The 25,698-nt window shown below is 37.1% G+C and carries 23 protein-coding genes and 1 riboswitch; of the genes, 16 read left to right on the top strand and 7 right to left on the bottom strand.

Annotated features, from left to right (window positions below):
- Positions 1-32 precede the first annotated feature (32 nt).
- The 4 genes from ACZ11_RS17515 (at position 33) to ACZ11_RS17500 (ending at position 2,792) form a co-directional block, all read left to right on the top strand.
- On the top strand, positions 33-467 hold the full coding sequence (locus ACZ11_RS17515; protein WP_049667826.1) for a MarR family winged helix-turn-helix transcriptional regulator: 435 nt from the start codon (positions 33-35) through the stop codon (positions 465-467).
- A 50-nt stretch (positions 468-517) separates the two neighbouring features.
- Positions 518-1,501 carry a ring-cleaving dioxygenase gene (locus tag ACZ11_RS17510; protein WP_049667825.1) on the top strand — a complete coding sequence of 328 codons (984 nt, stop codon included), beginning with the start codon at positions 518-520 and terminating at the stop codon, positions 1,499-1,501.
- A 68-nt stretch (positions 1,502-1,569) separates the two neighbouring features.
- Positions 1,570-2,187 (top strand): nitroreductase family protein, encoded by a 618-nt coding sequence (locus ACZ11_RS17505; protein ID WP_049667824.1) that lies wholly within the window; start codon positions 1,570-1,572, stop codon positions 2,185-2,187.
- Positions 2,188-2,249: 62 nt separating this feature from the next.
- Entirely contained in the window at positions 2,250-2,792 is a 543-nt protein-coding gene (locus ACZ11_RS17500) for an NADPH-dependent FMN reductase (protein ID WP_049667823.1), read from the top strand.
- Positions 2,793-2,939: 147 nt separating this feature from the next.
- Here the strand turns inward: ACZ11_RS17500 and ACZ11_RS17495 are convergent, their stop codons facing one another.
- The 4 genes from ACZ11_RS17495 to ACZ11_RS17480 all read right to left on the bottom strand — a co-directional run bounded on the left by ACZ11_RS17495 (position 2,940) and on the right by ACZ11_RS17480 (position 5,201).
- The gene (locus tag ACZ11_RS17495) at positions 2,940-3,536 is read right to left on the bottom strand and encodes a biotin transporter BioY (protein WP_049667822.1); all 597 of its coding nucleotides are present in this window, start codon (positions 3,534-3,536) and stop codon (positions 2,940-2,942) included.
- 353 nt (positions 3,537-3,889) lie between these two features.
- Entirely contained in the window at positions 3,890-4,204 is a 315-nt protein-coding gene (locus ACZ11_RS17490) for a DMT family transporter (RefSeq protein ID WP_049667821.1), read from the bottom strand.
- A complete protein-coding gene (locus tag ACZ11_RS17485) occupies positions 4,204-4,557 on the bottom strand; it encodes a DMT family transporter (protein WP_049667820.1) in 354 nt (117 codons plus the stop codon). The genes ACZ11_RS17490 and ACZ11_RS17485 overlap by 1 nt, the downstream gene beginning before the upstream one ends.
- A gap of 65 nt (positions 4,558-4,622) precedes the next feature.
- Positions 4,623-5,201, bottom strand: a complete 579-nt coding sequence (locus ACZ11_RS17480) for a TetR family transcriptional regulator (protein WP_049667819.1) — start codon at positions 5,199-5,201, stop codon at positions 4,623-4,625.
- 147 nt (positions 5,202-5,348) lie between these two features.
- Here ACZ11_RS17480 and ACZ11_RS26680 point away from each other — a divergent pair, with 147 nt between their 5' ends.
- The gene (locus ACZ11_RS26680; RefSeq protein ID WP_169776089.1) at positions 5,349-5,519 is read left to right on the top strand and encodes a hypothetical protein; all 171 of its coding nucleotides are present in this window, start codon (positions 5,349-5,351) and stop codon (positions 5,517-5,519) included.
- 61 nt (positions 5,520-5,580) lie between these two features.
- On the opposite strand, the gene ACZ11_RS25345 is transcribed toward ACZ11_RS26680, so the two are convergent.
- Positions 5,581-6,938, bottom strand: a protein-coding gene (locus ACZ11_RS25345) for an IS3 family transposase (RefSeq protein WP_134008815.1) whose coding sequence is annotated in 2 segments (ribosomal slippage) — positions 5,581-6,467 and positions 6,467-6,938 — 1,359 coding nt in all. Because the reading frame shifts where the segments join, the coding sequence is not laid out codon by codon here.
- A 102-nt stretch (positions 6,939-7,040) separates the two neighbouring features.
- On the opposite strand from ACZ11_RS25345, the gene ACZ11_RS17465 reads away from it, so the two are divergent.
- The 3 genes from ACZ11_RS17465 (at position 7,041) to ACZ11_RS17455 (ending at position 10,564) form a co-directional block, all read left to right on the top strand.
- Complete coding sequence (locus ACZ11_RS17465; RefSeq protein WP_049667858.1) at positions 7,041-8,207, top strand: endonuclease Q family protein; 1,167 nt, start codon at positions 7,041-7,043, stop codon at positions 8,205-8,207.
- Between the two features lie 195 nt (positions 8,208-8,402).
- On the top strand, positions 8,403-10,025 hold the full coding sequence (locus ACZ11_RS17460; protein WP_049667818.1) for an S-layer homology domain-containing protein: 1,623 nt from the start codon (positions 8,403-8,405) through the stop codon (positions 10,023-10,025).
- Between the two features lie 170 nt (positions 10,026-10,195).
- A complete protein-coding gene (locus ACZ11_RS17455; protein ID WP_049667817.1) occupies positions 10,196-10,564 on the top strand; it encodes an ion channel in 369 nt (122 codons plus the stop codon).
- 53 nt (positions 10,565-10,617) lie between these two features.
- Here the strand turns inward: ACZ11_RS17455 and ACZ11_RS17450 are convergent, their stop codons facing one another.
- The gene (locus ACZ11_RS17450; protein ID WP_049667816.1) at positions 10,618-10,905 is read right to left on the bottom strand and encodes a DUF2653 family protein; all 288 of its coding nucleotides are present in this window, start codon (positions 10,903-10,905) and stop codon (positions 10,618-10,620) included.
- The gene (locus ACZ11_RS17445; protein WP_049667815.1) at positions 10,893-11,366 is read right to left on the bottom strand and encodes a hypothetical protein; all 474 of its coding nucleotides are present in this window, start codon (positions 11,364-11,366) and stop codon (positions 10,893-10,895) included. The genes ACZ11_RS17450 and ACZ11_RS17445 overlap by 13 nt, the downstream gene beginning before the upstream one ends.
- A 190-nt stretch (positions 11,367-11,556) precedes the next feature.
- On the opposite strand from ACZ11_RS17445, the gene ACZ11_RS17440 reads away from it, so the two are divergent.
- The 8 genes from ACZ11_RS17440 (at position 11,557) to ACZ11_RS17405 (ending at position 25,648) form a co-directional block, all read left to right on the top strand.
- Positions 11,557-12,570 carry a YdcF family protein gene (locus ACZ11_RS17440; RefSeq protein ID WP_049667814.1) on the top strand — a complete coding sequence of 338 codons (1,014 nt, stop codon included), beginning with the start codon at positions 11,557-11,559 and terminating at the stop codon, positions 12,568-12,570.
- A 59-nt stretch (positions 12,571-12,629) separates the two neighbouring features.
- Positions 12,630-13,916 (top strand): SEL1-like repeat protein, encoded by a 1,287-nt coding sequence (locus ACZ11_RS17435; protein ID WP_049667813.1) that lies wholly within the window; start codon positions 12,630-12,632, stop codon positions 13,914-13,916.
- A 582-nt stretch (positions 13,917-14,498) separates the two neighbouring features.
- Positions 14,499-15,788, top strand: coding sequence for a globin-coupled sensor protein (locus tag ACZ11_RS17430; protein ID WP_049667812.1), 1,290 nt, complete (start codon positions 14,499-14,501; stop codon positions 15,786-15,788).
- 277 nt (positions 15,789-16,065) lie between these two features.
- Positions 16,066-17,454 (top strand): protoporphyrinogen oxidase, encoded by a 1,389-nt coding sequence (locus ACZ11_RS17425; RefSeq protein ID WP_049667811.1) that lies wholly within the window; start codon positions 16,066-16,068, stop codon positions 17,452-17,454.
- A gap of 125 nt (positions 17,455-17,579) precedes the next feature.
- A riboswitch (SAM riboswitch) is annotated at positions 17,580-17,679 on the top strand.
- 462 nt (positions 17,680-18,141) lie between these two features.
- The gene (locus ACZ11_RS17420; protein ID WP_049667810.1) at positions 18,142-19,989 is read left to right on the top strand and encodes a bifunctional homocysteine S-methyltransferase/methylenetetrahydrofolate reductase; all 1,848 of its coding nucleotides are present in this window, start codon (positions 18,142-18,144) and stop codon (positions 19,987-19,989) included.
- The gene (metH, locus tag ACZ11_RS17415) at positions 19,982-23,413 is read left to right on the top strand and encodes a methionine synthase (RefSeq protein ID WP_049667809.1); all 3,432 of its coding nucleotides are present in this window, start codon (positions 19,982-19,984) and stop codon (positions 23,411-23,413) included. Before ACZ11_RS17420 ends, metH begins: the two co-directional genes overlap by 8 nt.
- A gap of 78 nt (positions 23,414-23,491) precedes the next feature.
- The gene (locus ACZ11_RS17410) at positions 23,492-23,992 is read left to right on the top strand and encodes a GNAT family N-acetyltransferase (RefSeq protein ID WP_049667808.1); all 501 of its coding nucleotides are present in this window, start codon (positions 23,492-23,494) and stop codon (positions 23,990-23,992) included.
- 624 nt (positions 23,993-24,616) lie between these two features.
- Positions 24,617-25,648 carry a fatty acid desaturase gene (locus tag ACZ11_RS17405; protein WP_049667807.1) on the top strand — a complete coding sequence of 344 codons (1,032 nt, stop codon included), beginning with the start codon at positions 24,617-24,619 and terminating at the stop codon, positions 25,646-25,648.
- Positions 25,649-25,698: the final 50 nt, after the last annotated feature.

Raw genomic sequence — 25,698 nt, 5'->3', positions numbered from 1 at the left:
TTAATTCGAAGTAAATAGGAAGAGGGAGTCGTATGAAGGAAGACAATCGTAATTTAAAAGCCTTTACGGTATTGTTCCGAGCATATCAAACGATTCAAGATGCAACAAAAAGAGATTTACTTCAATACGATTTAAATCAAACCGAATTTTCGGTACTTGAGTTTTTATATCACCATGGTGAGCAACCAATCCAAGTGATTGGAAAGAAAATATTAATCGCAAGTAGTAGCATTACGTATGTTATTGATAAGCTCGAACAAAAAGGTTTTGTGTATCGACGTGCTTGCCCAAAGGATCGTCGTGTCACGTATGTTTTATTAACATATGGAGGACAAACGTTGATGGAAGAAATATTTCCAAAGCATGAACGAAAAATTAACGAGATTTTTGAAGTATTAGATCAACAGGAGATGAACACAATGATTCTGTCTCTGAAAAAGGTTGGTTTGAACGCAGTTAAAAAATAAAAAATTTTACGTATATATCTCGAAATCGAGATATATGGGAGGAATATAAAATGAATCATTTAAAAGGAATTCACCACGTTACTGCTATTACAAGTAGTGCGGAAGAGAATTATAAATTTTTTACTTATGTATTAGGGATGCGGTTGGTGAAAAAAACGGTTAATCAGGATGATATCCAAACATACCATTTATTCTTTGCAGATGATAAAGGTAGCGCTGGAACTGATATGACATTTTTCGATTTCCCAAACACCCCAAAAGGTGTTCATGGGACAAATGAAATTTCCAAAACGTCATTCCGCGTGCCTACAGATGCGGCATTGGACTATTGGGTAAAACGTTTTGATCGATTGAATGTTAAACATACGGGTATTAAAGAGCAGTTTGGCAAGAAAACTTTATCATTCGTCGATTTTGACGATCAGCAATATCAACTAATTTCTGATGAAAACAATACTGGTGTTGTATCTGGCACTCCATGGCAAGATGGACCGATTCCTCTTGAATATGCAATTACAGGCTTAGGTCCGGTTTTTGTAAGAGTTGCTAATTTTAAACATTTCAAAGAGGTGCTAGAAAAAGTGATGCTCTTTACAGAAATTGCAGAAGAAGGAGATTTCCATCTTTTCGAGGTTGGTGAAGGCGGAAACGGTGCACAAATCGTTGTAGAACTTAACACAGTTCTACCAGTAGCTCGTCAAGGCTTCGGTACAGTACATCATGCTGCATTCCGCGTAGAGGATCGAGCTGTACTAAATGAATGGACTGAACGATTTGAAAGCTTTGGCTTCCATACTTCAGGTTACGTAAATCGTCATTTCTTCGAATCACTTTATGCACGAGTAGCACCACAAATTTTATTTGAGTTAGCTACTGATGGCCCAGGATTTATGGGTGATGAGCCTTATGAAACTTTAGGTGAAAAATTGTCGTTGCCACCATTTTTAGAACAAAAGCGTGCACAAATTGAAGAGCTTGTTCGCCCAATTGACACTGTAAGAAGTGAGATTACGTTCGATAAAGAATATGAGTAATACTTTTTATTCCAATCAGAGAATAAGCTTCTACTGATTGGAAATTACATACTCTCGGGGGTTAGTAGATGGAATTTGCAAAGCTAATAGATAAGCGCCGATCAGCAAATAATTTTATAGAGGGCATCAAGATGAGCGAAGAAGATATACGTCCCATTTTGGAGGATGTTAAGCTTGCTCCATCCGCTTTTAATTTACAACATGCCGATTATATCGTTGTATTAGATGAAGAAAAAAAAGAAAAAGTAAGAGACGCAGCATACGGACAATACAAAGTGCACTCAGCCTCAGCGGTCATACTTGTTTTAGGAGATAAAGAAGCCTATAAAAATACTGCTACCCTTAATCAAGGGATGGTAGACTTAGGTATTATTAATGCTTGTGAATTAGAAAATATCGTTAATGAAAACGCTAAATTTTATGAAGAACGTGGCGCTGAATTTATGAAGGAGGAAGCCATTCGTAACGCTTCACTTTCAGCTATGTTATTTATGCTAGCAGCTAAAAATCGCGGATGGGATACATGTCCAATGATCGGCTTTGATCAGCAACAAATGAGAGCTCTTTTTAATGTCCCAGAAACACATGAAATTGCACTAATGATTACAATAGGTAAGGAAAAAGAAAGTAGTCGCCGCCTGCGTGGTTACCGTAAACCGGTTGAGGAATTTGCAACCTACTACTAGAGCGGTATAAAATAAAACTGTTTACAAATAATAAAATTAATGCACATTTAGGAGGAAATATTGTGAAAGTAGTAGCAATCGTAGGTAGTATCCGTAAAGAATCTTATAATATGCAATTAGCAAAATTTGTTCAAAAGCGTTATGCAGAGAAAATTGATCTTGAAATATTAAGCTTAAACGATTTACCAATGTATAATCAAGATATCGAAAATGAAGCACCGCAGCCTGTACTTGATTTTAAAGCAAAAGTAAAAGCGGCAGATGCAGTTCTTTGGTTGACACCAGAATATAATGGTACAGTGCCAGGTGTTATGGTTAACGCCATCGATTGGTTATCTCGCGTTGATAAAGTAATGATTGGCAAACCATCATTCATGATGGGGGCATCAATGGGTAACTTAGGTACTGTTAAAGCACAATTACATTTACGAGATATTTTATTCTCACCTGGAGTAAACTCACCATTACTTAGTGGTAATGACGTTTATATTGGAGCAGTACACACTAAATTTGATACAGAAGGAAATTTAACAGACGAAGGTACTAACAAATTCCTAGATGCAGTTATTGATAACTTCTTAAACTGGATGAAAAAATACGTTTAAAAATAAAAAAATGCCCCATAAGTATAACAATATACTTATGGGGCATTTTTTGTTTGTTAGATAGAGGTGAGAATCGGCTCAACGGACGCCTTCGAGAAAGCACATAGCCTTAACGGAAATCAACCCCTCGTAATGGTGATAAGCCTTTTATTTAATCGGAATTATTTTTAATACCTTTTGAAGGCGATATGCAAAAATACCTGCAAATATAGCTAAAATAATATCCTTTGGTAAAGGAGGCATCATCCAAACCCATGCTACCTTATAAGTGAAAGCATCAGGAGCACTAGCCCATAGCTTATAGGCAAAGTACATCCAATTTGTCCCTAGTAAGTAATTAATAGCTGTTGCAACTAATGCAGCAACCACATAGCTTTTCTTTGTTCCACTGCGTTCTACAATAAGCCCTGCGACAAATGCAGCTAATATAAAAGAAACAATGAAGCCAAATGTAGGGCTTAAAATTTGTCCAAAGCCTCCACCAAAACGGGCAAACACAGGTGCACCAGCTAAACCTATGCACATATAAACAGTACAAGCGAGTGCCCCTTTTCTACTACCAAGAATAAGTCCTGCTAAAATAGCAAAAAAAGTTTGCAATGTGATAGGTACGCCACCAACCATCATGAAAGGTACAATGGACGTAATATTAGCTCCTATCATCATCAATGTTGAAAATAGTCCAATGTACGCAAGGTCGACTGTTCTTAATTTGTTATGCGTATGTTCCGCAACTGTTGCCATTATTTCACCCCTAAAAAGTAATGTTGATAATAATATTGTAAAAAAATAAACATTTTGTGTCAACTTAATAAAAATAATTAGTTAACACAAAATGTTTATCCTGTTTAATTTGATAACTTATTGTTAGTTATAGACTATAGAAACATCATAATTAAGAACAGATACTGATGGCGTGATATCTTGTATGATGTGGCCCTTAAAAGGGAAGTTGATGCAAAGCCTACGCTGTCTCGGCTGTAACGAGGCGATCTATGATGATTTAGCAATCGTTCTTGGACGCCCCAGCCGGAACGGAGATCAACCACTCGCTTTGCCAAAGAGCCACTAGGCTTTTGCACGAATAATAAAATAAATTAAGATACTGCTTTTAATCCTGCCACACCAATGATAATGGCGATGATACTAATAATTCGAGTCAGATTTTTAGATTCACCGAAGAATATGATATTCACAAGAACAGCACCAACTGTACCAATACCAACCCATACTACATAGGCAATGCTTAACTGTAAATAGTTAAAGGATGCATATAATAGCACAAAGGATAGCCCAAAGCCGCCTAGATATATTAATAAATTTCGTATATTTTTTTCCTGACTATAAAAGCGTAAACCTACAACACCGACAATTTCTGAAAATGCAGCTAATAAAACAAGTATCCAACCCATTATGCATTAGCTCCTTTCTCTTCAACAGGATCTTTTGAAGCGTTATCAGCTAAATTAAGACCAATAACACCCAGTACTAAAATAAACATGAAAATCCCTTTAATAGCATTAAACTCACCGTCAAAAATAAAAATGTCCATTAATGTTGTACCAATTGTACCGACCCCAGCAAAAGTCGCATAAACTGTGCCGGTAGGTAAGTTCTCACAAGCCTTCGATAAGAAATGGAAATCGATCGCAATTAGAGACACAATAATAATCCAATGCCACCAGGAATCGGCAACATTAAAGCCAAATATCCAAAACAATTCAAACAAACTAGTTAATCCAACATAAATCCAATCTTTTTGCATAGTTAAATTCCTTCCTATCATTATGACTGACATTCAGTCATTTTTAGTGTAAAAGAGAACGTCACTTATGCGTGACGTAAATCGAGTGCATGATGTAAAAAGTCGAGGAGCTCAAGCTTTTGATGTCTAATTGTTTCTTCTTCACTGTCGTCATACAAATAAATTTGCTCAGCGGCAGATTCTACTAGACCGATTATAAGTTTAGAAGAACGTGTAGTATCTAGAGAAGCGCGTATCGTTCCTTGTTGTTGAGCTTCATATAAGAAATGATTCATCCATTCGTAATAGGGAGCATATATATTTTCCCATTCTTTCATATGCTCGGTTTGGGTAATACCGGCATAGATAAGTGCAAATACATCTCGATATTCCTCTGTTAGAGAAAAAACAATATCTACTACTTTTTCAAGCTGCTTTGCAAAAGGCTCTTGTTTTGAAATCCCATCGTTAATAGCAGCAATAATTTTCTCAACCATAACCTTTGCGATGGCTGGCATAACTGAAAGACGTGATGGGAAATAAAGATAAAATGTCCCTTGCGCGATACCTGCAGCTTTTACGATATCTGAAACCTTTGTCTTTTCTATTCCTTTTTCACGGAAAACTTCAATTGCAGCTTGAATAATTTTCTCTTCTTTTGACATGAAATCCCTCGCTTTTGGCCTGCTTATTTAATATGTTACAAAATAGCTGAAATAAAGTCAAAGAAAATGACTGACAATCAGTCATTACTTTTCGTGTATATATGTTTCTTATTTAGGGAACTTTATTCGTGAAAGGAATTGATGCAAATGGAAGAGATAAAAATTGCACGATTAGATCAGCAACAGCTTGAAAAAATTAATGAGCTAGAAAAGAACATTGGAGTGACATTAGTGGCATATGATTCTTCGACAATGTCATCACAGGGCTCGGGTGCCTTCGAGTCAAACAATAGTACTCACAGCAATCATCCATCATAATTAAGAATAAAATACCTTACAGCAATGAAGTGACCCCTAAAAGTTAGACACGGTTATTTCATTAGGCAGCTTGGGTAAAATGAGTTCGGTATTGTACCGGACTCGTTTTTAATTTTGCCTTGATCCGTTTCGTATTATAGTAATTTATATATTTTTCTAATTCTATTTTAAAATGCTCTATACTTTCAAATTCTCTCATGTAAAGGAATTCAGATTTCATAATTCCAAAGAAATTCTCCATGACAGAGTTGTCGTAACAGTTTCCTTTACGAGACATACTTTGAACAATCCCTCTTGATTCTAAGGCGCGACGATATTTATTCATTTGATAATGCCAGCCTTGATCGGAATGCATGAGTAACTGGTGGTGCTCAGGTAAACGTTCGAACGCTTTGTCCAACATATCTGAAACAAGTGAATAGGTTGGTCTAGAGCCAATTGTATACGTGATAATTTCCCCGTTAAATAAATCTAAAACTGGCGATAAATAAAGTTTCTCACCGAACAATTTAAATTCTGTAATGTCTGTTACCCATTTTTCATTTGGGGCATCTGCTTTAAAATTGCGGTCTAAAATATTTGGCGCAATTTTACCAACGTTTCCTTTATAGGATTTATATTTTTTCATACGTACAACACACTTTAAACCCAGTTCTTTCATGATACGTTGCACTTTTTTATGATTCACTTTTTGCCCACGATTCGCTAGCTCGTCACGAATACGGCGATAGCCATAACGCCCTTCATGTTCTTCATAAATCGCCTTAATTTCCTCTTTTAAATCGGCATCTAAATCTGGTCGATTCATACGTTTTACTAAATCATAGTACGTACTTCGTGGAATGCCAGCGAATTTTACGAGTGCTTTCACCGGATATTTATGCCTTAATTCATAGACTACTTGCGCTTTGTCCTGTTTGGTGATTTTTCTTTGTTTTGAACTAAGGCATTCAACTTTTTTAAATACTCATTTTCCATTTCTAGTTGTTTAATACGTGCTTCAAGTGCTTCGGTAGAGCCTTCAACTGGTGCTTGTTTCGATTGTTTATTAAATTCTTTTTTCATGGATGGACGCCCCTTTTTCTTTGATTGAAGGGCATCTAATCCTTGAATTTCATATTGCTTTCTCCAAACACTAATTGTTGAAGGGGCAGGTATCTTAAAAATCGCTGCCGTTTCGTTTAAGGACGTACCATTTTCAATCATAAAATTTAGTACATCCATTTTAAACTCTAGTGTGTAATTTGTATATGGCTGAATAAAAGCTTCAACACCATTGTATTCATATTGCTTAACCCATTTAAGGATTGCTTTATTATCAGTCTCCATAGATTTAGCTATATCATAGGAACTTTCCTTTCCATTTAAGTAACGCTCAACAGCTTGTAATTTATCTTTGGCAGTATATTTTTTGACCATACAAAAACTGCACCTCCAATTGTTAGATGTGTCTAACAATTGGGGCGCAGTTCACAATGTGAGGTTTTTTTTATTTCATTTGAAAATAGGAGGAGTACAATGATGCAAGATTTCTATGCAGATTTACATATTCATATTGGACGCACTTTAAGTGGTCGTGCTGTTAAAATTACTGGCAGTAAAACGTTAACGTTAGCAAGAATTTTAGAGACTGCAAGTGCAAGAAAGGGACTAGATATTATCGGGATTATTGATTGTCATTCACCCGAAGTAATGGATGAAATGGCAGAGATGATTGAACAGGGAGAACTGAAGGAGCTGGAACATGGAGGGCTCCGTTTTCAAGAAACAACACTTATTCCAGGTTCTGAAATTGAGATTTATGATCATCATTGCCATGGACCAATCCATGTACTCGCCTATTTTCCAACACTTCTACTTATGAGGGAATTTTCAAATTGGGTGTCTAATCATATGAAGAATATTCATTTAAGCTCTCAGCGTATTTATTGTGATGGGCGAACATTACAGCAAAAGGTTCATGAATTAGGCGGGCTTTTTATTCCTGCTCATGTTTTTACACCATTTAAAAGCTTATTTGGTAAAGGCGTGCATCGTAGTTTAACAGAAGTATTTGACCCTCAGCTTATAGATGCGATAGAGCTTGGTTTAAGCTCCGATACCAATATGGTGAGTAACATTAAAGAGCTGCAAACATATACATTTGTCAGCAACTCTGATGCACATTCACTAGGGAAAATTGCACGTGAGTATCAAAAATTAAGACTATTAAATGCAAATTTTACAGAATTAAAGATGGCGCTTCATGAGCAAGAAGGTCGAGTAGTAATAGCCAATTATGGCTTAAACCCTTTGCTTGGAAAATATCATCAGACTGTCTGCGCAAAATGTGGCGAGCAGCTTAGCAATTCGGCTACAATCTGTACAAACTGTGAAAGCACGCAAATTATAAAAGGTGTTGCAACGCGTATTAAGGAGCTTTCAGAGCAAGTTACAGATAAACGTGCACGACCACCATATATACACCAAGTACCGCTAGACTTTATACCAGGATTAGGGCCAAAAATGATGGAACGATTAGTGCAAGCATTTGGTACAGAGATGAACATCTTGCATCGAGTTACACTAGAACAGCTCGAACAAATCGTGCCGCCCAAAATTGCCAAGATGATCGATTTAGCAAGAACGGGGCAATTGGCAATTGAAGTTGGTGGTGGCGGCATTTATGGGAAGGTTCAGCTGGAATAAAAAAGGTTCATCACCATAGGTGCAGTTCACTGATCCCCAAGGAGTCGCCCAGCCGGAACGAAGACATGGCGTACATTTTAACAAACGTCATCATAACTTTTGGTGATGAACATTAAAAATAATTACGCTTTTTTAGCCTATTTCCATCTCCTGTATATTAAAATAGTAATTAGTAAAATTTGGAGGAGTGAGGGTGTGCAATTATCAAAGAAATTTCGGTTTTTAGCGGCTAGCATTCTGGCATGTCAATTAGTAGTACCAATAGGTGTAAATGCTGAGGAACAAAGAGACTACATAGCGCCAAGTTGGGTAGTTCAAGCAGATTATGTAGCACTGGGTGATTCCTTAGCACATGGTATGAATGAGGTTGGTATGATCGGGTTAGGTTACACGGATTTTGTTGCACAAGCTTTACAGCAAGAGGATTTAATTACTTCTTATAATAAGGGTTTTGCGAATTCAGGCTATACAACAAGTGATGTATTAAAGGATATACAAAATAATGTGGAAAAGTCAGTGGTAGGATTCGGTTATCCAAGCGAGAAGGTGAAGGTTCGTACATCTATTAAAGAGGCTGAAATTATTACACTAACCGTTGGTGCCAATGATTTAATACCTATTTTAGAAGAGTCTCAGACAACAGGCATTAATGCAGCAATGATGCTAAAAGCTTCCCAGGGAGCAATAAAAAATATTGCTGCTATTTTAGAAGAAATTAAGAAACTTAATCCGAATGCTCAAATTTATGTGATGGGCTATTATAATTCTTTTCCTTACTATAGTGAGGATGTACAGCAACAATTTAAAATGCTATTAAAAGTTATGAATGCAACGATAAAAACAACTGCTGAAAAAGCGGGTGCCATTTTTGTACCGACATACAATATTGTAGCAAAAGATGTTCCAAGCTATTTACCAAACCCTGATAATATTCATTTAAGTGAAGCAGGCTATTTAGCAGTAGCGAACGAGGCGTTTTTACCAGCGATTAAAACAAGTACGTTATGGGATGTATCAAAAACGATCCAAGCAAACATGATGGATAGTACAACGGTAAAAATAAGCTGGCAGGAAGCAAAGGATAATGTAGGTGTCACTAGTTACAAAGTATATGTAAACGGTAAGCTAACATTTACAAAAGATGCTGCAATAAACGCTATAACGTTGGATAATTTAATAGCGAATACAGCATATACGGTAGCAATTAAAGCGGTTGATGCGGCTGGGAATGAAAGTGTTCAAAGTCCAACAGTTAATTTTACTACGGGAAGAACTTTAAGCTTTACTGATGTAGAAAAGAATTGGGCAAAGGAGTTTATATTGAAGGCAGCTGAATTGGGTATTATGAACGGGTATCCAGATGGTACGTTTAAACCTGATCAAAGTGTTACTCGTGCACAGGCCGCTTCGATGCTTGTTAGAAGTCTTGGTTTAACGACGAATGAACAGGCACCGTTTACAGACATTGCAATTTATGATGTCGGAACTCAGTCAGAAATTGCAGCAGCGTATGCATATGGGCTAATTAAGGGATCGGATGGGAAGTTTAACCCAGGGCTGCCAGTTACTCGCGCTCAATTAGCAGTAATGATTAATCGTGCTTATGAATATGAGAAAAAGCAATCTTATGCTGTGAAAGGGAAAGCCCCATTCTCTGATATTGCCTCTTACGACGAAGAAACAAAACATGCAATAACTATGTTGTATGAGCAAGGTATTATTATAGGTAGTGAAGGGGGATTTTCACCCGAGGCTCCTACAAAACGAGGCCATGCAGCTAAAATATTTGTGAATTTTAGTAGTCTATTAAAAAAGTAAACGTTAAAAGGTAGAGATTGTAAATCGAAATCTCTACCTTTTAACGTTTACGTATGTTATTTTTATTGCTATGAATATCTAGTACAATTTGGGTTCTTATCAAAAGTTGGGGATGAGCCAATTTAGAATTGTAATAATGCTGAAGTGAAAATGGATCAAAGGAGAATGCGATGCTGTCATTTATTTTATCTGCGAAAAGATTGTTAGTAGGAATATGGAAGTCATTCAAGCGTCCACAATTTCTATCTTTGTTTACAACATTATTTTTTATCATTCTTTCAGGAACTATGTTTTATAGAGGGACGGAAGGTTGGCATTGGCTGGATGCTATGTATTTTTCAGTAGTGAGTTTAATTCCAACAGGTGTTGAGACTGGACTATATCCTACTAGTGATTTTTCAAAGATATTTACGATGATTTATTTAATCGTTGGAACAGGCGTCATGTTTATTACGCTATTAATGCTCGGCAGATCAATAGTCGATTTTACAATTGAGGAAGAAAAGAAAGAACAAGTAATAAAACATCTGAAAAAATAAAATAGCAGTTCAATAAATCTATAAGATTTACTGAACTGCTATTCTTTACTTATTTACGATAGTCTAGCAATGATGCCTTCTTCATCGTCTAAGACTAATTCGATGCCTGTTGAAAAAGGGTCACCATGTAGGACATCTTTAATCCATACACGTAGTGCGCCGATCATTGCTGCTGTATTGAACAACTCGATTTGACCATTAACTTCAACTTCTGCACCAAAGCCTGTGTCATCATCGTATGTTAGTTCAACAAGTACATCCTCAGGGCGAATGTTATTATAATAGGCCTGTGATAAGCAAATTGCATTAATAATATCTTGCTCATTAATTATTTGTGCCATTGTGCTTCCTCTTTACGTTTTTTATCTTTAAACATATTAACAATTTTTACAACTAGCATTACGATAACCATGATAGCTGCAACGTTAATTAATAAGCCTAAAATATTACCAAGCATTCCCATGCCACTGAAAAGACTTCCGAATAATAAGCCAGCTAAGCCACCAAGCATTAAGCCTTTCATAAGGCCACCTGAGAAGAAGCCACCTTTTTTAGCTGTTGAATCCGTTTTGTTTGTAGAAGTTGTATTGTTTTTATTTGTTGTTGCATTATTTTGGTCTTTAGTTTTATCCTGAGATTTTTGGAAATTTGAGTTATTGTTGTTATTGTTGTTTGAGAAACCTTTTTTACCTGACTTATAGGATTTAGCTTCTGCAGTTGGGGTATCTGAGATGAATAATGTTGCACCAACAGACGCAAACATAAGTGTCGCTGCAAAAATAGCAGCAAGGATTTTTTTCATTACTTGTATTCCTCCAATATAATTTTTAGTTTTATCATAAACTAGTTCTTAATAATAATTTTACATGAATCATCTCGAAAAACAAAATAATTGCTACCATCAATTTAAGTATATCAATAAATTTGAACAAGAAGTGTCAGTACTCATCGCTAAATATTGGACATGTATATATAAAGGAAGGAGTGAGACGATGATTTCAACATCATTACTATTAATTTCAATTTTTTTACTGTTATATATAACGGAAAAAAGACGTTTTCTCAATACAGTAGTTCTCGGCCTTTTAGGTTTGTATTTTTTTAGCACAGTAATTAGTTATCCTGTATTTCTTCCAAATGAGCAAGGGATTGTGTCGAAAATGGGTATAGTCATTATACTAGGGAGTTTCCCGAGTATTATGTTTGTTTTATCGATAGCTACGTTTTTTAATAGTAAAGTTTTACTCGAAAAAGAAGGACGTAAAGTTCGTAATCTAATGTTAGCTGTTTTCGGCTTGAGCTTTTTTATCATGATGATTTGGTATGTATTTGTGATTTTTGCGAATATCGAAAATGAAATTTGGCATATTCTTTTCTTCTATGCGTTTTTGATTTTTGGCTATACAATGTTTTTATACACAAGCATAATGGCTTATGCCACTCTATATCATTTTACGCCGATCTTTTATGAACCTAACTATATTATTGCGCTAGGATCAGGACTAATTGGAGATAAGGTGCCACCACTTTTAGCTAGTCGTTTAGACGAGGCAGTAAAGCAATTTCAAAAATATGGAGAACGACCGTACATTATCGTCTCTGGTGGACAAGGGCATGATGAAAAAGTATCAGAAGCATACGCCATGAAAAAATATATAGTTGACGAACATCAGATACCAGCCCAAAAAATATTAATGGAAGATCAATCGACAAATACTGAACAAAATATGGCATTCTCTAAAAAAATTATGGATAAGCATGCTCAAGGAAAAAAATATCGATCCTTATTCGTAACGAATAATTTCCATGTTTTCCGTGCAAGCATATATGCCAAAAAGGCAAAACTTGATGCACAAGGTGTTGGTTCAAAGACCGCATTTTATTATGTACCTAATGCATTTACGCGTGAATTTATCGGTTTATTAGAAATGTATAAATGGATTCATGTCACTGTCTTTTTGTTCATTACATTGTTCATTGGATTAATCTTAAGAGCATATGTGTAACCAATTTAGAACTGTCTTCCATATAATAGTGGCAAGATAGAGTGCAAGGGGGGAAACGAATGTATGGGCAATTTTTAGCAAAACAAAATAAAGAGCGAATTGTATCCCTACAAAAGCTCACGCAAACACAAGATACATGGTTTGCGCAAAACATTAATTTAATAAAAGTCGAACAAGTACAATTAGCAACCTTGCACAAAATACTATATCAAGTTGTGCAAGGACTTTTGAAAAAGAATCAACTACGACACTTACAGATTATACATCCAGAACAAGCGAAGTCAGTACAGGAGAATGTGCTAACGCTTTTAGCAGAATATGATGATTTACTGCGTGATGCAATTCCACTCCCTATCTATATTTTTATTTGGCAAGTTTCTTCACTAGAGAAGTTATCCAATTGCATTGAAGTTGTTGATGATGTGCTTGATATATTGGAATGGTATTTTATTCACCAAAATGAGCATGTTGAGGCGTTTGACGAAGAAGATCTAGATCATGAGGAAATCATTGACTTATACAAAGATGCCATAGAGGAACAGGATGCAGATGCACAATTTCAGCTTGGAGAATATTATAGTGCCATTGACGGCGAATTTTTCCAACCAGAAAAATCAGTAAAGTGGTTTGAGTTAGCGGCATCACAAGGAAATGCCGATGCACAATATGCACTTGGTAATTTTTATTTTGAAGGTCTAGGTGTTCAAGAAGACTATAATAGAGCCTTTATATTGTATGAGTCTGCAGCAAAGCAAGGGCATCCAGATGCTGCGAATAATTTAGCAGATATGTATTTTAACGGTGAGGGAGTACCAGAAAATTTGGTACTTGCGAAGAAGTGGTTCGACTTCGCTGCACAACAAGGTGTGGCAGAGGCTATGTTTACACTCGGAATTATTTATGAGAAGGGCTTAGGAAACGACAAAGACGAGGAGCAAGCATGTAGGTACTATAGAAAGTCTGCTGAAGCAGGCTATGTTGAAGCACAATACAGGATTGGAGGAATCTATTTAGAAGGACGGCTAGGGCAACCTAAAGATGTGAACCGTGGATTATATTGGTATGAAAGAGCTGCAGAGCAATATCATGTCGATGCCTTTTATGATTTGGGCTTTATTTGGAGCCAAGGGTTAACAGGAATACGAAATATTGAAAAGGGTATTCATTGGTTTAAACAGGCTGCTCTTCAAGGAGATTCGGAAGCTAAATTACAATTAGGGCACATATACAATAAGGGGGAAGGAATAGCTAGAAATATTAAAGAGGCTATAAAGTGGTATGGACTTGCAGCAGATGCAGGAAGTGAGGAGGCTGCAATTTTACTACAAGAATTAAAAGGAATTTAAGTATTTTTTATTAAAAAATAATAGGTGTTTAGATTCGATTATTAACAATTTGCGCATAGGTATTAGGTAATTGTTTTGATGTAGTGTATAGGTTTGAATAACTAGGAGAAACTGATAGTAAAAATATTAATATAATAAAGCATAATTACTGCAAACTAAAACAAGGAAAAAGTAAGCAAAAAAAAACAGAGATGATGTAAATTGGCTACCCAAAAGTATTGTGGTAGCTTTTTTACTGCTTTAGATAATAAGTAAGATGACAGGGACTTTTTATACAATTTATGGTAAAAAATGTATATATGAAAATTGACAGCTATTTATAAAATGTATATTGTATATGAGTGATTTTGAAAGAGTAGTAAGTAATAATGGCTAGTAATAAAGTCACGATTTTTAGCTGATTGTAGCCCGTAACAGAAATCAGCGTCATAAATGTAAATAGATAATAATGGTTAACTAACATCCTAATAGCTTATCATCGAAAGTTTGGGATGAGCCTTCCTAATCTCTTATATTTTTGGTGGACGGAATTAGATTTTTCTCAGCTTTTCAAAAGTACACGACATGAAAGAGGGTAAATGTGTGATTTTTCAAAAACAGAGAAAGACAACTGCTTTAGATTTAGAGCAATATATTGTAAAAATGGATATAGCGAATTGCCAGTCAATAAAAAAGCAAATTGATTTACTCAAATTGACAAAGCGGGATTTACAATATTTAAAAGCCTTTCAACCTTTTGTAGAAGGCGATATTGATAATATTGTTGATCGATTTTATGAAATGATTGGAACTGAACGTTGCTTAGTAGATATTATTAATAGACATAGTTCTGTGGAGAAATTGAAAATTACTTTACGACGTCATATTATTGAAATGTTTAATGGTACGATTGATGATGAATTTTATCAAAGACGAATTAAAATTGCTAAAGTACATGTCCATATCGGGCTTAAAACACAATGGTATATTTGTGCTTTTCAAGATTTAACGGCATCATTTATTGACTTAGTTGAAGAACATGTTCATTATCCAATGGATCAGCTTAATACAATTCGCGCCATCTCAAAAATTTCAAATTTTGAGCAACAGTTGGTTTTAGAGGCGTTTGAGCATACAATTGAGCAACTTCATGAAAAAATGGAACGTAGAAAAGAAGCAATAGAGCAAGAAATCGTAGAGTCTTCGGAAGGTCTTGCCACAATATCTCAGGAAACAAACAATTCATTTCATCGCTTAAGTGGACAATCAGATGAGATTAAACAACTAGCGAAAAAATCACTTCAAGTGTCGACTATGGCTGAGAGTCAGGCATTAGAAGGTCGTGAACAATTAAAGAGTCAATCGCAAAATATGAGTAATATTATATCCTCACTTGATGATATAGCAGAAAATATTACACAATTGACAGATATGTCAAAGGAAATGGAATCGATTATGAACGTTGTAACAAATATTGCTAATCAAACGAACTTGTTGGCTTTAAATGCGGCAATAGAAGCGGCTCGTGCTGGAGAAGCGGGTAAAGGCTTTAGTGTTGTTGCAGATGAGGTGCGAAAACTATCGATTCAAACAAAAGAATCTGTCACATCGGTAGCAACGTTACTACATAAAACGAATGAGCGGACAGATAGACTTGTTCTTTCACTTAGTAATATTCAAGAAGAGGTAGCATCTGGTGAGGAAAATATGGTTCAAACGGAAGGACAATTTACTAACATATTAGAAGCTATGACCGAGGCAAAAGATCAAAATAGCCGGATGGAAAAAGAAGTACAAGCAATAGTAGAAGTACTAAATGAATTAGGTATTGCCTTTAACGAAGTGAAAAATTCGGCTGGAAAATTAGCTAGCTTTACTCAAAATTTAAATTAATTAAGAGAAAAGCAAAGGGCAAAGGAAATTGTTGTTTCCTATTTTTTTAACGCTACACACTTTAGGGCACAAATAACACTATATCAACTGTTAATATATAATTTCTGTTAGGTAGATAAAAGCCTCTAGCGAATATATACTATTCGAATGTGAAAAAAATGGAGCTATCCAATGCGTTGGATAGCTCCATTTTTGCTAAATTTGTAAAGGGTTTAGCGTAATTTTCGATAAAAAAAGTTTATACTAAATAAAGAACTAAAAATAGGGGCGGTTAATTATGAAAACAGTTGTTGTATTAGGTGGCGGAATAACGGGATTGTGTACGATGCATTATTTACAACGCCAAGTTCAGGAGAAAAACTTAGATGTAAAACTTGTACTTGTTGAAAAAAATACATACCTTGGTGGCAAGCTTCACTCTGCATTTGAACAAGGCTTCATCATGGAAACAGGAGCAGATTCTATTGTAGCGCGTCATAAAGGTGTCATGGAGTTAGTAGAGGAACTAAATTTTGAACAAAATCTTGTGTACAACGAAACAGGTATTTCGTATATTTACACAAATAATGAGCTACATGCCATCCCAGCAGACTCAACGTTCGGTATTCCTATGAGCTTACAATCTCTTGAGGAAAGCACGCTTGTATCAGAGGAAGGTAAAAAAGAAGCATTAAAGGATTTAACAATGCCAAATGAAAGGTTTACAAAAGAAAGCTCAATTGGCGAATTTTTAACGTATTATTTAGGTGAGGAGCTTGTTCAGAACCAAATAGCTCCTGTACTTGCAGGTGTATATTCTGGAGATTTAAATCAACTTTCAATTGCTTCCACTTTACCGTATTTAATCGATTACAAAAACGATTACGGTAGTATTATTAAAGGTTTCGATGCAAACAGAGATCAATTTGTGAAAGCCGCCAATAAAAAATTTATTTCATTTAAAAATGGTTTATCATCACTAATTGATCGACTTGAAGAAACATTAACGGATGTAGAAATTATAAAAGGGATAGCCACTACTAGCGTTAAAAAGCAGGAGAATCAATATTCTGTTACATTAGCAAACGGTAAAATGATTGAAGCAAATCATGTCGTATTGGCACTGCCAAATGAATCGGTACAAAGCTTATTACAGGATGAATCTTTGAACTACTATTTTGAACAATTTAATACGGCATCCGCCATTACTATTTATTTAGGGTTTGATGTACCCGATAATAGATTACCTGCAGATGGAACAGGCTATATTGTGTCACATAATTCGGATGTTATATGTAATGCAGCAACGTGGACAAGTCGCAAGTGGAAACACACTTCAGCAGAAGGCAAATTACTTGTACGACTTTTTTATAAGAGCATTAACCCTGAGTATGAGAGATTGCGTATGATGACAGATGAAGAGTTAGCTGCAGTTGCTCTTGAGGATGTAAGAAAAAGCTTGGGGATTGAGGAGAAACCAACTGTTGTTGGCGTGACAAAATGGATCGACCAGATGCCGAAGTACGACTTGGCACATCGTGAAGCATTGCAAGGTCTCTTACAAGAACTTGAGAAAAACTATCCAAATTTATCAATAGCGGGATGCTCTTATTTTGGAGTAGGCATAGGCGCATGTATTCAAAATGGTAAAAAAATTGGTGAGGAACTTGCTGGAAAACTATCGTAAATGTTTGATATTAATCAAAATATAACATTTTTCGTAAAAATTATCCTTTGTTCAGTGAAATAGTCTTGACTCAATCGTCTGTAAACGTTATGATTCTTTTAATTATTTAAAAAATTCATACTAAATTCTTATCAAGAGAAGCTGAGGGACTGGCCCTATGAAGCTTCAGCAACCAACTTATTGTCAGGTGCTAAATCCAGAAGACCGTTGTGTCGAAGATGAGAAGGAAAACAATTACGAAACGTTAAAGCCTTCTTTTTTTTTGAAAGAAGGCTTTTTTATTTTAACTTCTTTCAGCTGAAGTCTCCCACCTCTATAGGTGGTGAGATGAATGCGGATTTAAGTTACTTTTCAGCGGGTGTCCATACATCCGCTGAAATAGAGGAACTCAGTCTAAGAACGCCACGTCCTGTGGCAATGACTGAGTGACCAACATCGTGTTGGCCTAAGGCCTCCGGCGGATGTCACGGAATCGGAAAGGAGTGCTTAAAGGATGTTAGCCTAAAATCATCGCATCCATGCGATAACGGCTAACTGACCTGCATCGGTAAAAACGCCACGTCCTGTGGCATTACCGAAATGACCGACATCGTGTCGGCCCTCCTGCAGGCCTAAGCACAAAGCCGATTCCGGACGCAATTATGCCGAGGCATAATTGATAAAGATAAGGGAAGAGAGGCTAATTTTATGGGATTGCTTGAAAGGTTAAAAACGCATGTTCTTACAGCAGATGGTGCAATTGGTACGGTTTTGTACGGCTATGGCTTGGAGTACTGCCATGAGGAAATGAATGTACAGAGACCTGAATTAATTGAAAAGATTCATAGAGAATATATAGCAGCTGGTGCAGATATTATTCAAACGAACACATACGGAGCTAATGCCATAAAATTAGCCCGCTATGGATTAGAATCCCGTGTACAGCAGTTTAATGAAGCTGCTATAACAATTGCAAAACGAGCAGCGGCAGATGGTGGACAATTTGTTTTGGGTACTATTGGGGGAATCCGTGGTATTCGAAAAAGTGACGCAACGTTAGAGCAAATTTTAGCAACTGTTGATGAGCAGGCAACTGTTTTACTTGCAGGAAATCCAGATGGCCTTTTACTTGAAACATATTATGATTTTGAAGAGCTAACAGCGACTTTATCAATGCTGAGGGCTAAAACGAAATTACCGATTATTGCTCAAGTTTCTATGCACGAACCCGGAATATTACAAAATGGAATGAGCTTAAATAACGCCTTACATGAACTTGAAGCATTAGGTGCTGATATCGTAGGTGTTAACTGTCGCTTAGGTCCTCACCATACTATACAAGCATTTGAAGGTGTAGAGCTTCCTGAGAAGGCATTTATGTCAGCGTATCCGAACGCCTCTCTTCTTGATTTGGAGGATGGCCGTGTCGTTTATGAGTCGGAGGCAGATTATTTTGGCCGAGCGGCTGTAGAGCTTCGTGATCAAGGGGTACGCTTAATTGGTGGCTGTTGTGGTACGACACCAAAGCATATTGCCGCAGCGAAAAAGTACTTAGAAGAGCTATCACCGGTTGAGGAAAAGTATACAAAGCCAGAAAAAGTAGAGGTTGTCCGTGAGGCAGAGCCAGCAAATTATGAGCCATTACATATAAAAGTAAAACGTGAACGCTCGATTATTGTGGAGCTAGATACACCGAGACATTTAGAAATTGAAGGCTTTATTGAAGGTGCAAAAAAAATATATGAGGCGGGCGCGGATGTAGTCATGATGGCAGATAATTCACTCGCTTCTCCAAGGATTAGTAATGTCGCAATGGGTGCCTTGCTAAAAGAAACGCACGGGGTACGCCCGTTGACACACATAACATGCCGAGATCGTAATTTAATTGGTCTTCAATCACATTTAATGGGATTAAATGCACTAGGGATTCATGATATTTTAGCAGTTACTGGAGATCCGACAAAGGTAGGCGATTTCCCAGGAGCAACTAGCGTTTATGACGTATCTTCAATGGAGCTAATCCAATTAATAAAACAGTTAAATGAAGGTGTATCGTTCTCAGGGAAACCACTCCGTAAAAAGGCAAATTTCTCTGTAGCGGCTGCATTTAATCCTAATGTACGTGTATTAGATCGTGCTGTCTCTCGATTAGAGAAGAAAATTGAACATGGGGCAGATTATTTTATTTCACAGCCTGTTTATACAAAGGAAAAAATCGTGGAAATTTACGAGGCGACAAAGCATTTAGAAACACCAATTTATATAGGTATTATGCCAGTAACGAGCTATAAAAGTGCGGAGTTCTTACACCATGAAGTCCCAGGCATCAAACTATCTGATGATGCGTTATCACGTATGAAGGCTTGTGGCGATGATAGGGAACACGCAACACTAGAAGGAATTGCAATTGCCAAGGAATTAGTAGAAGTAGCAGCGGAATATTTCAATGGAATTTACCTCATCACACCATTTTTACGCTATGATATGACGCTAGAATTAATGAAATTTATTGAGCAATTGGATGAACAGAAAAAAGGAGTAAGTATAAATGGCTAAGCACTTGATTGAAGAGCAACTAGAAAAACGAATTTTAATTCTTGATGGCGCAATGGGTACAATGCTACAAAATGAAAATTTATCAGCAGAGGATTTTGGCGGCGAGGAATATGATGGCTGTAATGAAAATCTTGTGCTAACTAGACCAGATGTGCTTGAAAAAGTTCATAGGAAATATTTGGAGGCTGGAGCGGATATTATTTGTACAAATACATTTGGGAGTACACCACTTGTATTAAATGAATATGATCTTGGTGCGAAGGCAGAAGAAATCAATAAACGTGCTGTAGAAATTGCACGTAAAGTAGTAGATGCGTTTTCAACATCCGATTGGCCACGTTTTGTAGCTGGGGCTATGGGGCCAACTACAAAAACCTTGTCGGTTACAGGTGGAATTACATTTGATGAGCTAGAGGAAAATTTCTATGTTCAAGCTAAGGCATTAATCGAAGCCGGAGCGGACGTTCTGTTGCTAGAAACTAGTCAGGATATGTTGAATGTTAAGGCAGGAACATTGGGAGTATCTCGTGCTTTTGAAGCAACTGGAAAAGAGCTACCTGTGATGATATCTGGAACAATTGAACCGATGGGAACGACACTTGCTGGCCAAACAATTGATGCTTTTTACATTTCCATCGAGCATATTAAGCCATTGTCAGTTGGCTTAAACTGTGCGACTGGACCAGAATTTATGACTGATCATATTCGTTCACTAGCAGAGCTTTCAACAGGCTATATTAGCTGTTACCCAAATGCAGGATTACCGGACGAGGAAGGTTGCTATCATGAGTCACCTGAATCATTGTCACAAAAGCTAAAAGGCTTTGCAGAAAAGGGTTGGCTAAATATTGTCGGAGGATGCTGTGGTACAACGCCAGCACATATTGCTGCTATTCGAGAGGTGCTAAAGGACGAAAAGCCTCGACAATTACCAGATGCAACGCATGGTCATGTAGTATCAGGTATCGAGCCATTGGTGTATGACGATTCTATGCGTCCATTATTTATTGGAGAACGGACAAATGTCATCGGCTCTCGTAAGTTCAAAAATTTAATTATTGATGGGAAGTTTGAGGAAGCGGCAGAGATCGCGCGTGCTCAGGTGAAAAATGGAGCACATGTGATCGATATTTGTTTAGCAAATCCTGACCGCGATGAATTAGCGGATATTCGTGGCTTTATGCAGGAGGTTGTAAAAAAAGTAAAAGTACCTCTTGTGATTGACTCAACAGATGAAAAAGTAATTGAGGAAGCACTTAAGTTTTCTCAAGGGAAAGCCATCATTAATTCTATTAACTTAGAGGATGGCGAGGAGCGTTTTGACGCAGTTTTACCGCTAGTGAAAAAATATGGTGCCTCTTTAGTTGTAGGTACAATTGATGAGCAAGGCATGGCGATTGATCGACATCGTAAGCTAGAGATTGCCGAACGTTCATATAAATTGTTAACAGAAAAGTGGGGTATTGCTCCTGAAGATATTATCTTTGACCCATTAATGTTCCCAGTAGGTACGGGAGATGAGCAGTATATTGGCTCGGCACTTGAAACGGTAGAAGGAATTCGCCTTATTAAAGAAAAAATGCCACGTACATTAACGGTGCTTGGTGTAAGCAATATTTCATTCGGATTACCACCAGTAGGTCGTGAAGTTCTAAATGCCGTGTATTTATATCACTGTACACAGGCTGGTTTAGATTATGCAATTGTTAATACGGAGAAGCTAGAACGCTATGCATCCATTCCTGAGGAAGAAATTAAGCTAGCAAATGATTTACTCTTTAATACAAATAAAGAAACCTTAGCTGTCTTCACAGATTTCTATCGTGATAAAAAGAAGGAAAAAACAGAGGAAGATATTCCGAAAACAGTAGAAGGTCGCTTAGCCTACTATATTTTAGAGGGTACAAAGGAAGGACTAGTTGAAGATTTAGATGCTGCTCGTGAAATTTTCGAATCACCGCTTGATATTATAAATGGACCATTAATGGGTGGAATGGCAGAGGTTGGCCGCTTATTTAACGATAATCAGCTCATCGTAGCAGAAGTATTACAATCAGCAGGGGTAATGAAGGCAGCAGTGGCACATTTAGAGCAATTTATGGAGAAAGATGAAGAGAGTGCTGGCAAGGGTAAGATGGTACTTGCAACTGTAAAAGGCGATGTGCATGATATTGGGAAAAACCTTGTCGATATTATTTTAAGTAATAATGGCTATAAGGTGATTGATCTTGGTATTAAAGTAACACCTGCTCAGTTAATAGAAGCGGTTCGCAAGGAAAAGCCAGATTTCATCGGGCTTTCAGGCTTACTGGTAAAATCAGCGCAGCAAATGGTCATTACAGCACAAGATTTTAAGGAAGCTGGTATTGACGTACCTATTTTAGTAGGGGGAGCGGCATTATCTCGTCGCTTTACTGAAACAAAGATTGCCGGTGAATATAATGGACCTGTCATTTATTCAAAGGATGCGATGCAAGGATTAGATCAGGCAAATCGGTTAATGGGGACAGATACACGTGCAGATTTCTTAGCTGAAATTAAGGAATCTCGTGAAAAACGCTTAGAGGCAGACGAAAAAAGAGCGGCTCGCCCTATCAAAGAAGTGACTATAAAGCCTGTACGCACAATAAAGGAAGCGTCTGTCTTTCTTCCAGCAGATGTGCGACGCCATGTAAAGAGAGAATATGCTGTTTCGCATTTATATCCATATGTTAATATGCGGACATTACTTGGACATCACTTAGGTTTAAAGGGTCAAGTACAGCAGTTGCTTGATGCTGGCGATGAAAGGGCTACACAGTTAAAGGATTTAGTCGACGAGTATTTACAAAGTGACCTATTGAAGCCGTCGGGTGTGTTTCAGTTTTTCCCTGCTCAAGCCGATGGGGATGACGTAGTCGTTTATGATCCAACAGATAGCAAAACAGAAATTGAACGATTTACATTCCCTCGTCAGCAAGTTGAACCGTTTTTATGTCTTGCAGATTTCCTAAAAACAGTTGAAAGCGGTGAAATGGACTATATTGCCTTAATGGTGGTAACAGCAGGGCAAGGGGTTATGGCGAAGGCTCGTCAGCTAAAAGAGGAAGGGAAATTCCTTGAAAGTCATGCATTACAATCTACAGCCCTTGAGCTTGCGGAAGGCTTCGCGGAACGTATGCACCAAGAAATTCGCGACCAGTGGGGATTCCCGGATGCGACAGATTTTACAATGCGTGATCGTTTCGCGGCGAAATATCAAGGACAGCGCTTCTCATTCGGCTATCCAGCATGTCCGAACCTAGAGGATCAAGAGAAATTGTTCGGCTTATTAAAACCGGAAGACATTGGTGTACATTTAACGGAAGGCTTTATGATGGAGCCAGAAGCGTCTGTTTCAGCAATTGTCTTTGCACATCCGGATGCTCGATATTTTAATGTGTGATGCTTGAAAAAGTAGTAAAATCTTATGTAATAGTAGCAATTATGCCGAGGCATAATTGATGGTTAGGACGTGAGCATGATGATTCGATTAATGGAAGAGAAAGATTTACCTGGGGTTTTAGATATTTACAATGACATTATATTAACGAGCAAAGCTGTTTATCGATATGAAACACAATCGTTAGAAGAAAAAAGACAATGGTTCAAGGAGCAGCAGACACTCGGTAATCCACTACTAGTCTTTGACGAAAATGACATAGTAGCCGGCTTTGCAACATATAGTCAGTTCCGTCCATATCCAGGTTATAAACACACAATGGAGCACTCTGTATATGTGCATAAGGATCATTATCAAAAGGGGATAGCTTCACAATTAATGCAGGAGCTTATTCGAATTGCTAAAGAGCAAAGTGTGAAGACACTCGTAGCGGGCATTGATGGTGAAAACATCGGAAGCATTAAAGCACATGAAAAACTAGGCTTTAAATATGTAGGTACAATTAAAAATGCAGGCTATAAATTTGATCAATGGCTAGATCTTGCATTTTATCAGCTACAGTTAACTGGACCAAAAGCATAGAAATGTCATATCTTTTCAGGCTACAAGAAAAACTCTATTTTGTTTGCATAAAGCTATAAAGTAAGTTAATCGTGAGACTCGATCAGCATTTTGTGAGGAGCATCGGATAGTATTGTATTCTCCATAGTGAGGCTTTCCTTGGATAAAAATTATCAAATATATCTATTATGCTGGATCTTTATGCTATTTTAATTATAGCTATATTCTTTTGGTTTAGCGTTTCTACTTATACTAATGTTGAGGAGATGTTGATTTTTACGTAGAGTGGCGACTCCTGCGGGATGAGTTTGCGCTGAAAGCCACGCAGGAACGTAGTGACGAGGAGATTGATCAATTATGCCACGGCATAATTCCGTGACATCCGCCGGAGGCTTTAATTACTTTCAGCGGGTGTCCAAACACCTGCTGAAAGTAGTTGAAGCCAAGCCCGCGGAAAGCGCCAACTCGGAGTGAAAATCAACCTTTGCTTATTGATACACATTTTTTATACTTATTCTTTTGAACACAATCTGAAAGGATATGACAAATGTCATATCCTTTTTATGATGTTTGCTTCTGTTGCATGATTACACTCTTGTTTTATGATGAGGTCATAAGGAAAAAGGAAACGAGGGAGTAAAAACAATGGCAACTGATCGAGAAAAAACAAAAAAACTGCGCCAGGATGTAGCACCATTTGCGAAGTCTGATACAGTTAAAAGTATTTTTCAAATGGCGAATACAATGGTACCTTTAATCGCTCTATGGGTAGCTGGCTATATGTTAATGGATATTTCACCATGGCTAACAGTTGGGTTAAGTGTAATTTCTGCTGGCTTTGTCGTACGAACATTTATTATTTTCCATGATTGTACACACGGTTCATTTTTCAAAAGTAAAAAAGCAAACGACTGGGTTGGTTTTGTAACTGGAGTGGTAACATCATTCCCATATGAAAAATGGAAGCGTGAACATACAATTCACCATGCAACTAGCTCGAACTTAGACAAGCGTGGTATCGGTGATATTGATATGATGACAGTGGAAGAATATTTACAAGCATCAAAAGGACAACGTTTATGGTATCGTTTTTACCGTAATCCGTTCGTAATGTTCGGCTTAGGTCCACTATTTATGGTGTTAATATTAAATCGCTTTAATCGTAAAGATGCAAAACAGAAGGAACGCTTTAACACATATTTAACAAATGTCGTTATTGCTGGAATTTGTATAACTTTAATTTACTTTATGGGTTGGCAAGCATTTTTATTAGTACAGGGTGTAACACTATTTGTTGCTGGTTCACTTGGTATTTGGTTATTCTATATCCAACATACGTACGAGGATTCTTATTTTGAGCATGATAAAGATTGGGATTATGTAAAGGCTGCTGTCGAAGGTAGCTCGTATTATAAATTACCGAAGCTATTACAATGGGCTACAGGCAATATTGGCTTCCACCATGTACATCATTTAGCTCCTCGTGTACCAAACTATAACCTTGAAAAAGCGCATAATGAAACACCGCCATTACACACGGCGACAACAATAACATTGCGTACAAGTTTAGAATCATTACGCTATAAGCTATACGATGAAGACCAAGGTAAGTTTATAAGCTTTAAAGAAGCTAATGAAATAATTAAACGAAAAGCAAGGGGCAGTATTGCTGCTTAGTAGAATTTTTTCAGCCATCTCGTCGAAGGGATGGCTGTTTTACGTAAATA

Source organism: Lysinibacillus xylanilyticus (assembly GCF_001183605.1).
Classification (GTDB): Bacteria; Bacillota; Bacilli; order Bacillales_A; family Planococcaceae; genus Lysinibacillus; species Lysinibacillus xylanilyticus.
The sequence above is the reverse complement of the archived record's forward strand: the minus strand, read 5'-3'. Positions and strand labels throughout refer to the sequence as shown.

Excerpts from the sequence above, each read along its gene's own strand:
- ACZ11_RS17410 (WP_049667808.1), top strand. The coding sequence starts at position 23,492 with ATGATTCGATTAATGGAAGAGAAAGATTTACCTGGGGTTTTAGATATT.
- ACZ11_RS17445 (WP_049667815.1), bottom strand. The coding sequence starts at position 11,366 with ATGAAAAAAATCCTTGCTGCTATTTTTGCAGCGACACTTATGTTTGCG.
- ACZ11_RS17420 (WP_049667810.1), top strand. The coding sequence starts at position 18,142 with ATGGGATTGCTTGAAAGGTTAAAAACGCATGTTCTTACAGCAGATGGT.
- ACZ11_RS17425 (WP_049667811.1), top strand. The coding sequence starts at position 16,066 with ATGAAAACAGTTGTTGTATTAGGTGGCGGAATAACGGGATTGTGTACG.
- ACZ11_RS17515 (WP_049667826.1), top strand. The coding sequence starts at position 33 with ATGAAGGAAGACAATCGTAATTTAAAAGCCTTTACGGTATTGTTCCGA.
- ACZ11_RS17480 (WP_049667819.1), bottom strand. The coding sequence starts at position 5,201 with ATGTCAAAAGAAGAGAAAATTATTCAAGCTGCAATTGAAGTTTTCCGT.
- ACZ11_RS17440 (WP_049667814.1), top strand. The coding sequence starts at position 11,557 with ATGATTTCAACATCATTACTATTAATTTCAATTTTTTTACTGTTATAT.
- ACZ11_RS17495 (WP_049667822.1), bottom strand. The coding sequence starts at position 3,536 with ATGGCAACAGTTGCGGAACATACGCATAACAAATTAAGAACAGTCGAC.
- ACZ11_RS17465 (WP_049667858.1), top strand. The coding sequence starts at position 7,041 with ATGCAAGATTTCTATGCAGATTTACATATTCATATTGGACGCACTTTA.
- ACZ11_RS17450 (WP_049667816.1), bottom strand. The coding sequence starts at position 10,905 with ATGGCACAAATAATTAATGAGCAAGATATTATTAATGCAATTTGCTTA.
- ACZ11_RS17435 (WP_049667813.1), top strand. The coding sequence starts at position 12,630 with ATGTATGGGCAATTTTTAGCAAAACAAAATAAAGAGCGAATTGTATCC.
- ACZ11_RS17510 (WP_049667825.1), top strand. The coding sequence starts at position 518 with ATGAATCATTTAAAAGGAATTCACCACGTTACTGCTATTACAAGTAGT.
- ACZ11_RS17485 (WP_049667820.1), bottom strand. The coding sequence starts at position 4,557 with ATGCAAAAAGATTGGATTTATGTTGGATTAACTAGTTTGTTTGAATTG.
- ACZ11_RS17505 (WP_049667824.1), top strand. The coding sequence starts at position 1,570 with ATGGAATTTGCAAAGCTAATAGATAAGCGCCGATCAGCAAATAATTTT.
- ACZ11_RS17405 (WP_049667807.1), top strand. The coding sequence starts at position 24,617 with ATGGCAACTGATCGAGAAAAAACAAAAAAACTGCGCCAGGATGTAGCA.
- ACZ11_RS17490 (WP_049667821.1), bottom strand. The coding sequence starts at position 4,204 with ATGGGTTGGATACTTGTTTTATTAGCTGCATTTTCAGAAATTGTCGGT.
- ACZ11_RS26680 (WP_169776089.1), top strand. The coding sequence starts at position 5,349 with ATGGAAGAGATAAAAATTGCACGATTAGATCAGCAACAGCTTGAAAAA.
- metH (WP_049667809.1), top strand. The coding sequence starts at position 19,982 with ATGGCTAAGCACTTGATTGAAGAGCAACTAGAAAAACGAATTTTAATT.
- ACZ11_RS17455 (WP_049667817.1), top strand. The coding sequence starts at position 10,196 with ATGCTGTCATTTATTTTATCTGCGAAAAGATTGTTAGTAGGAATATGG.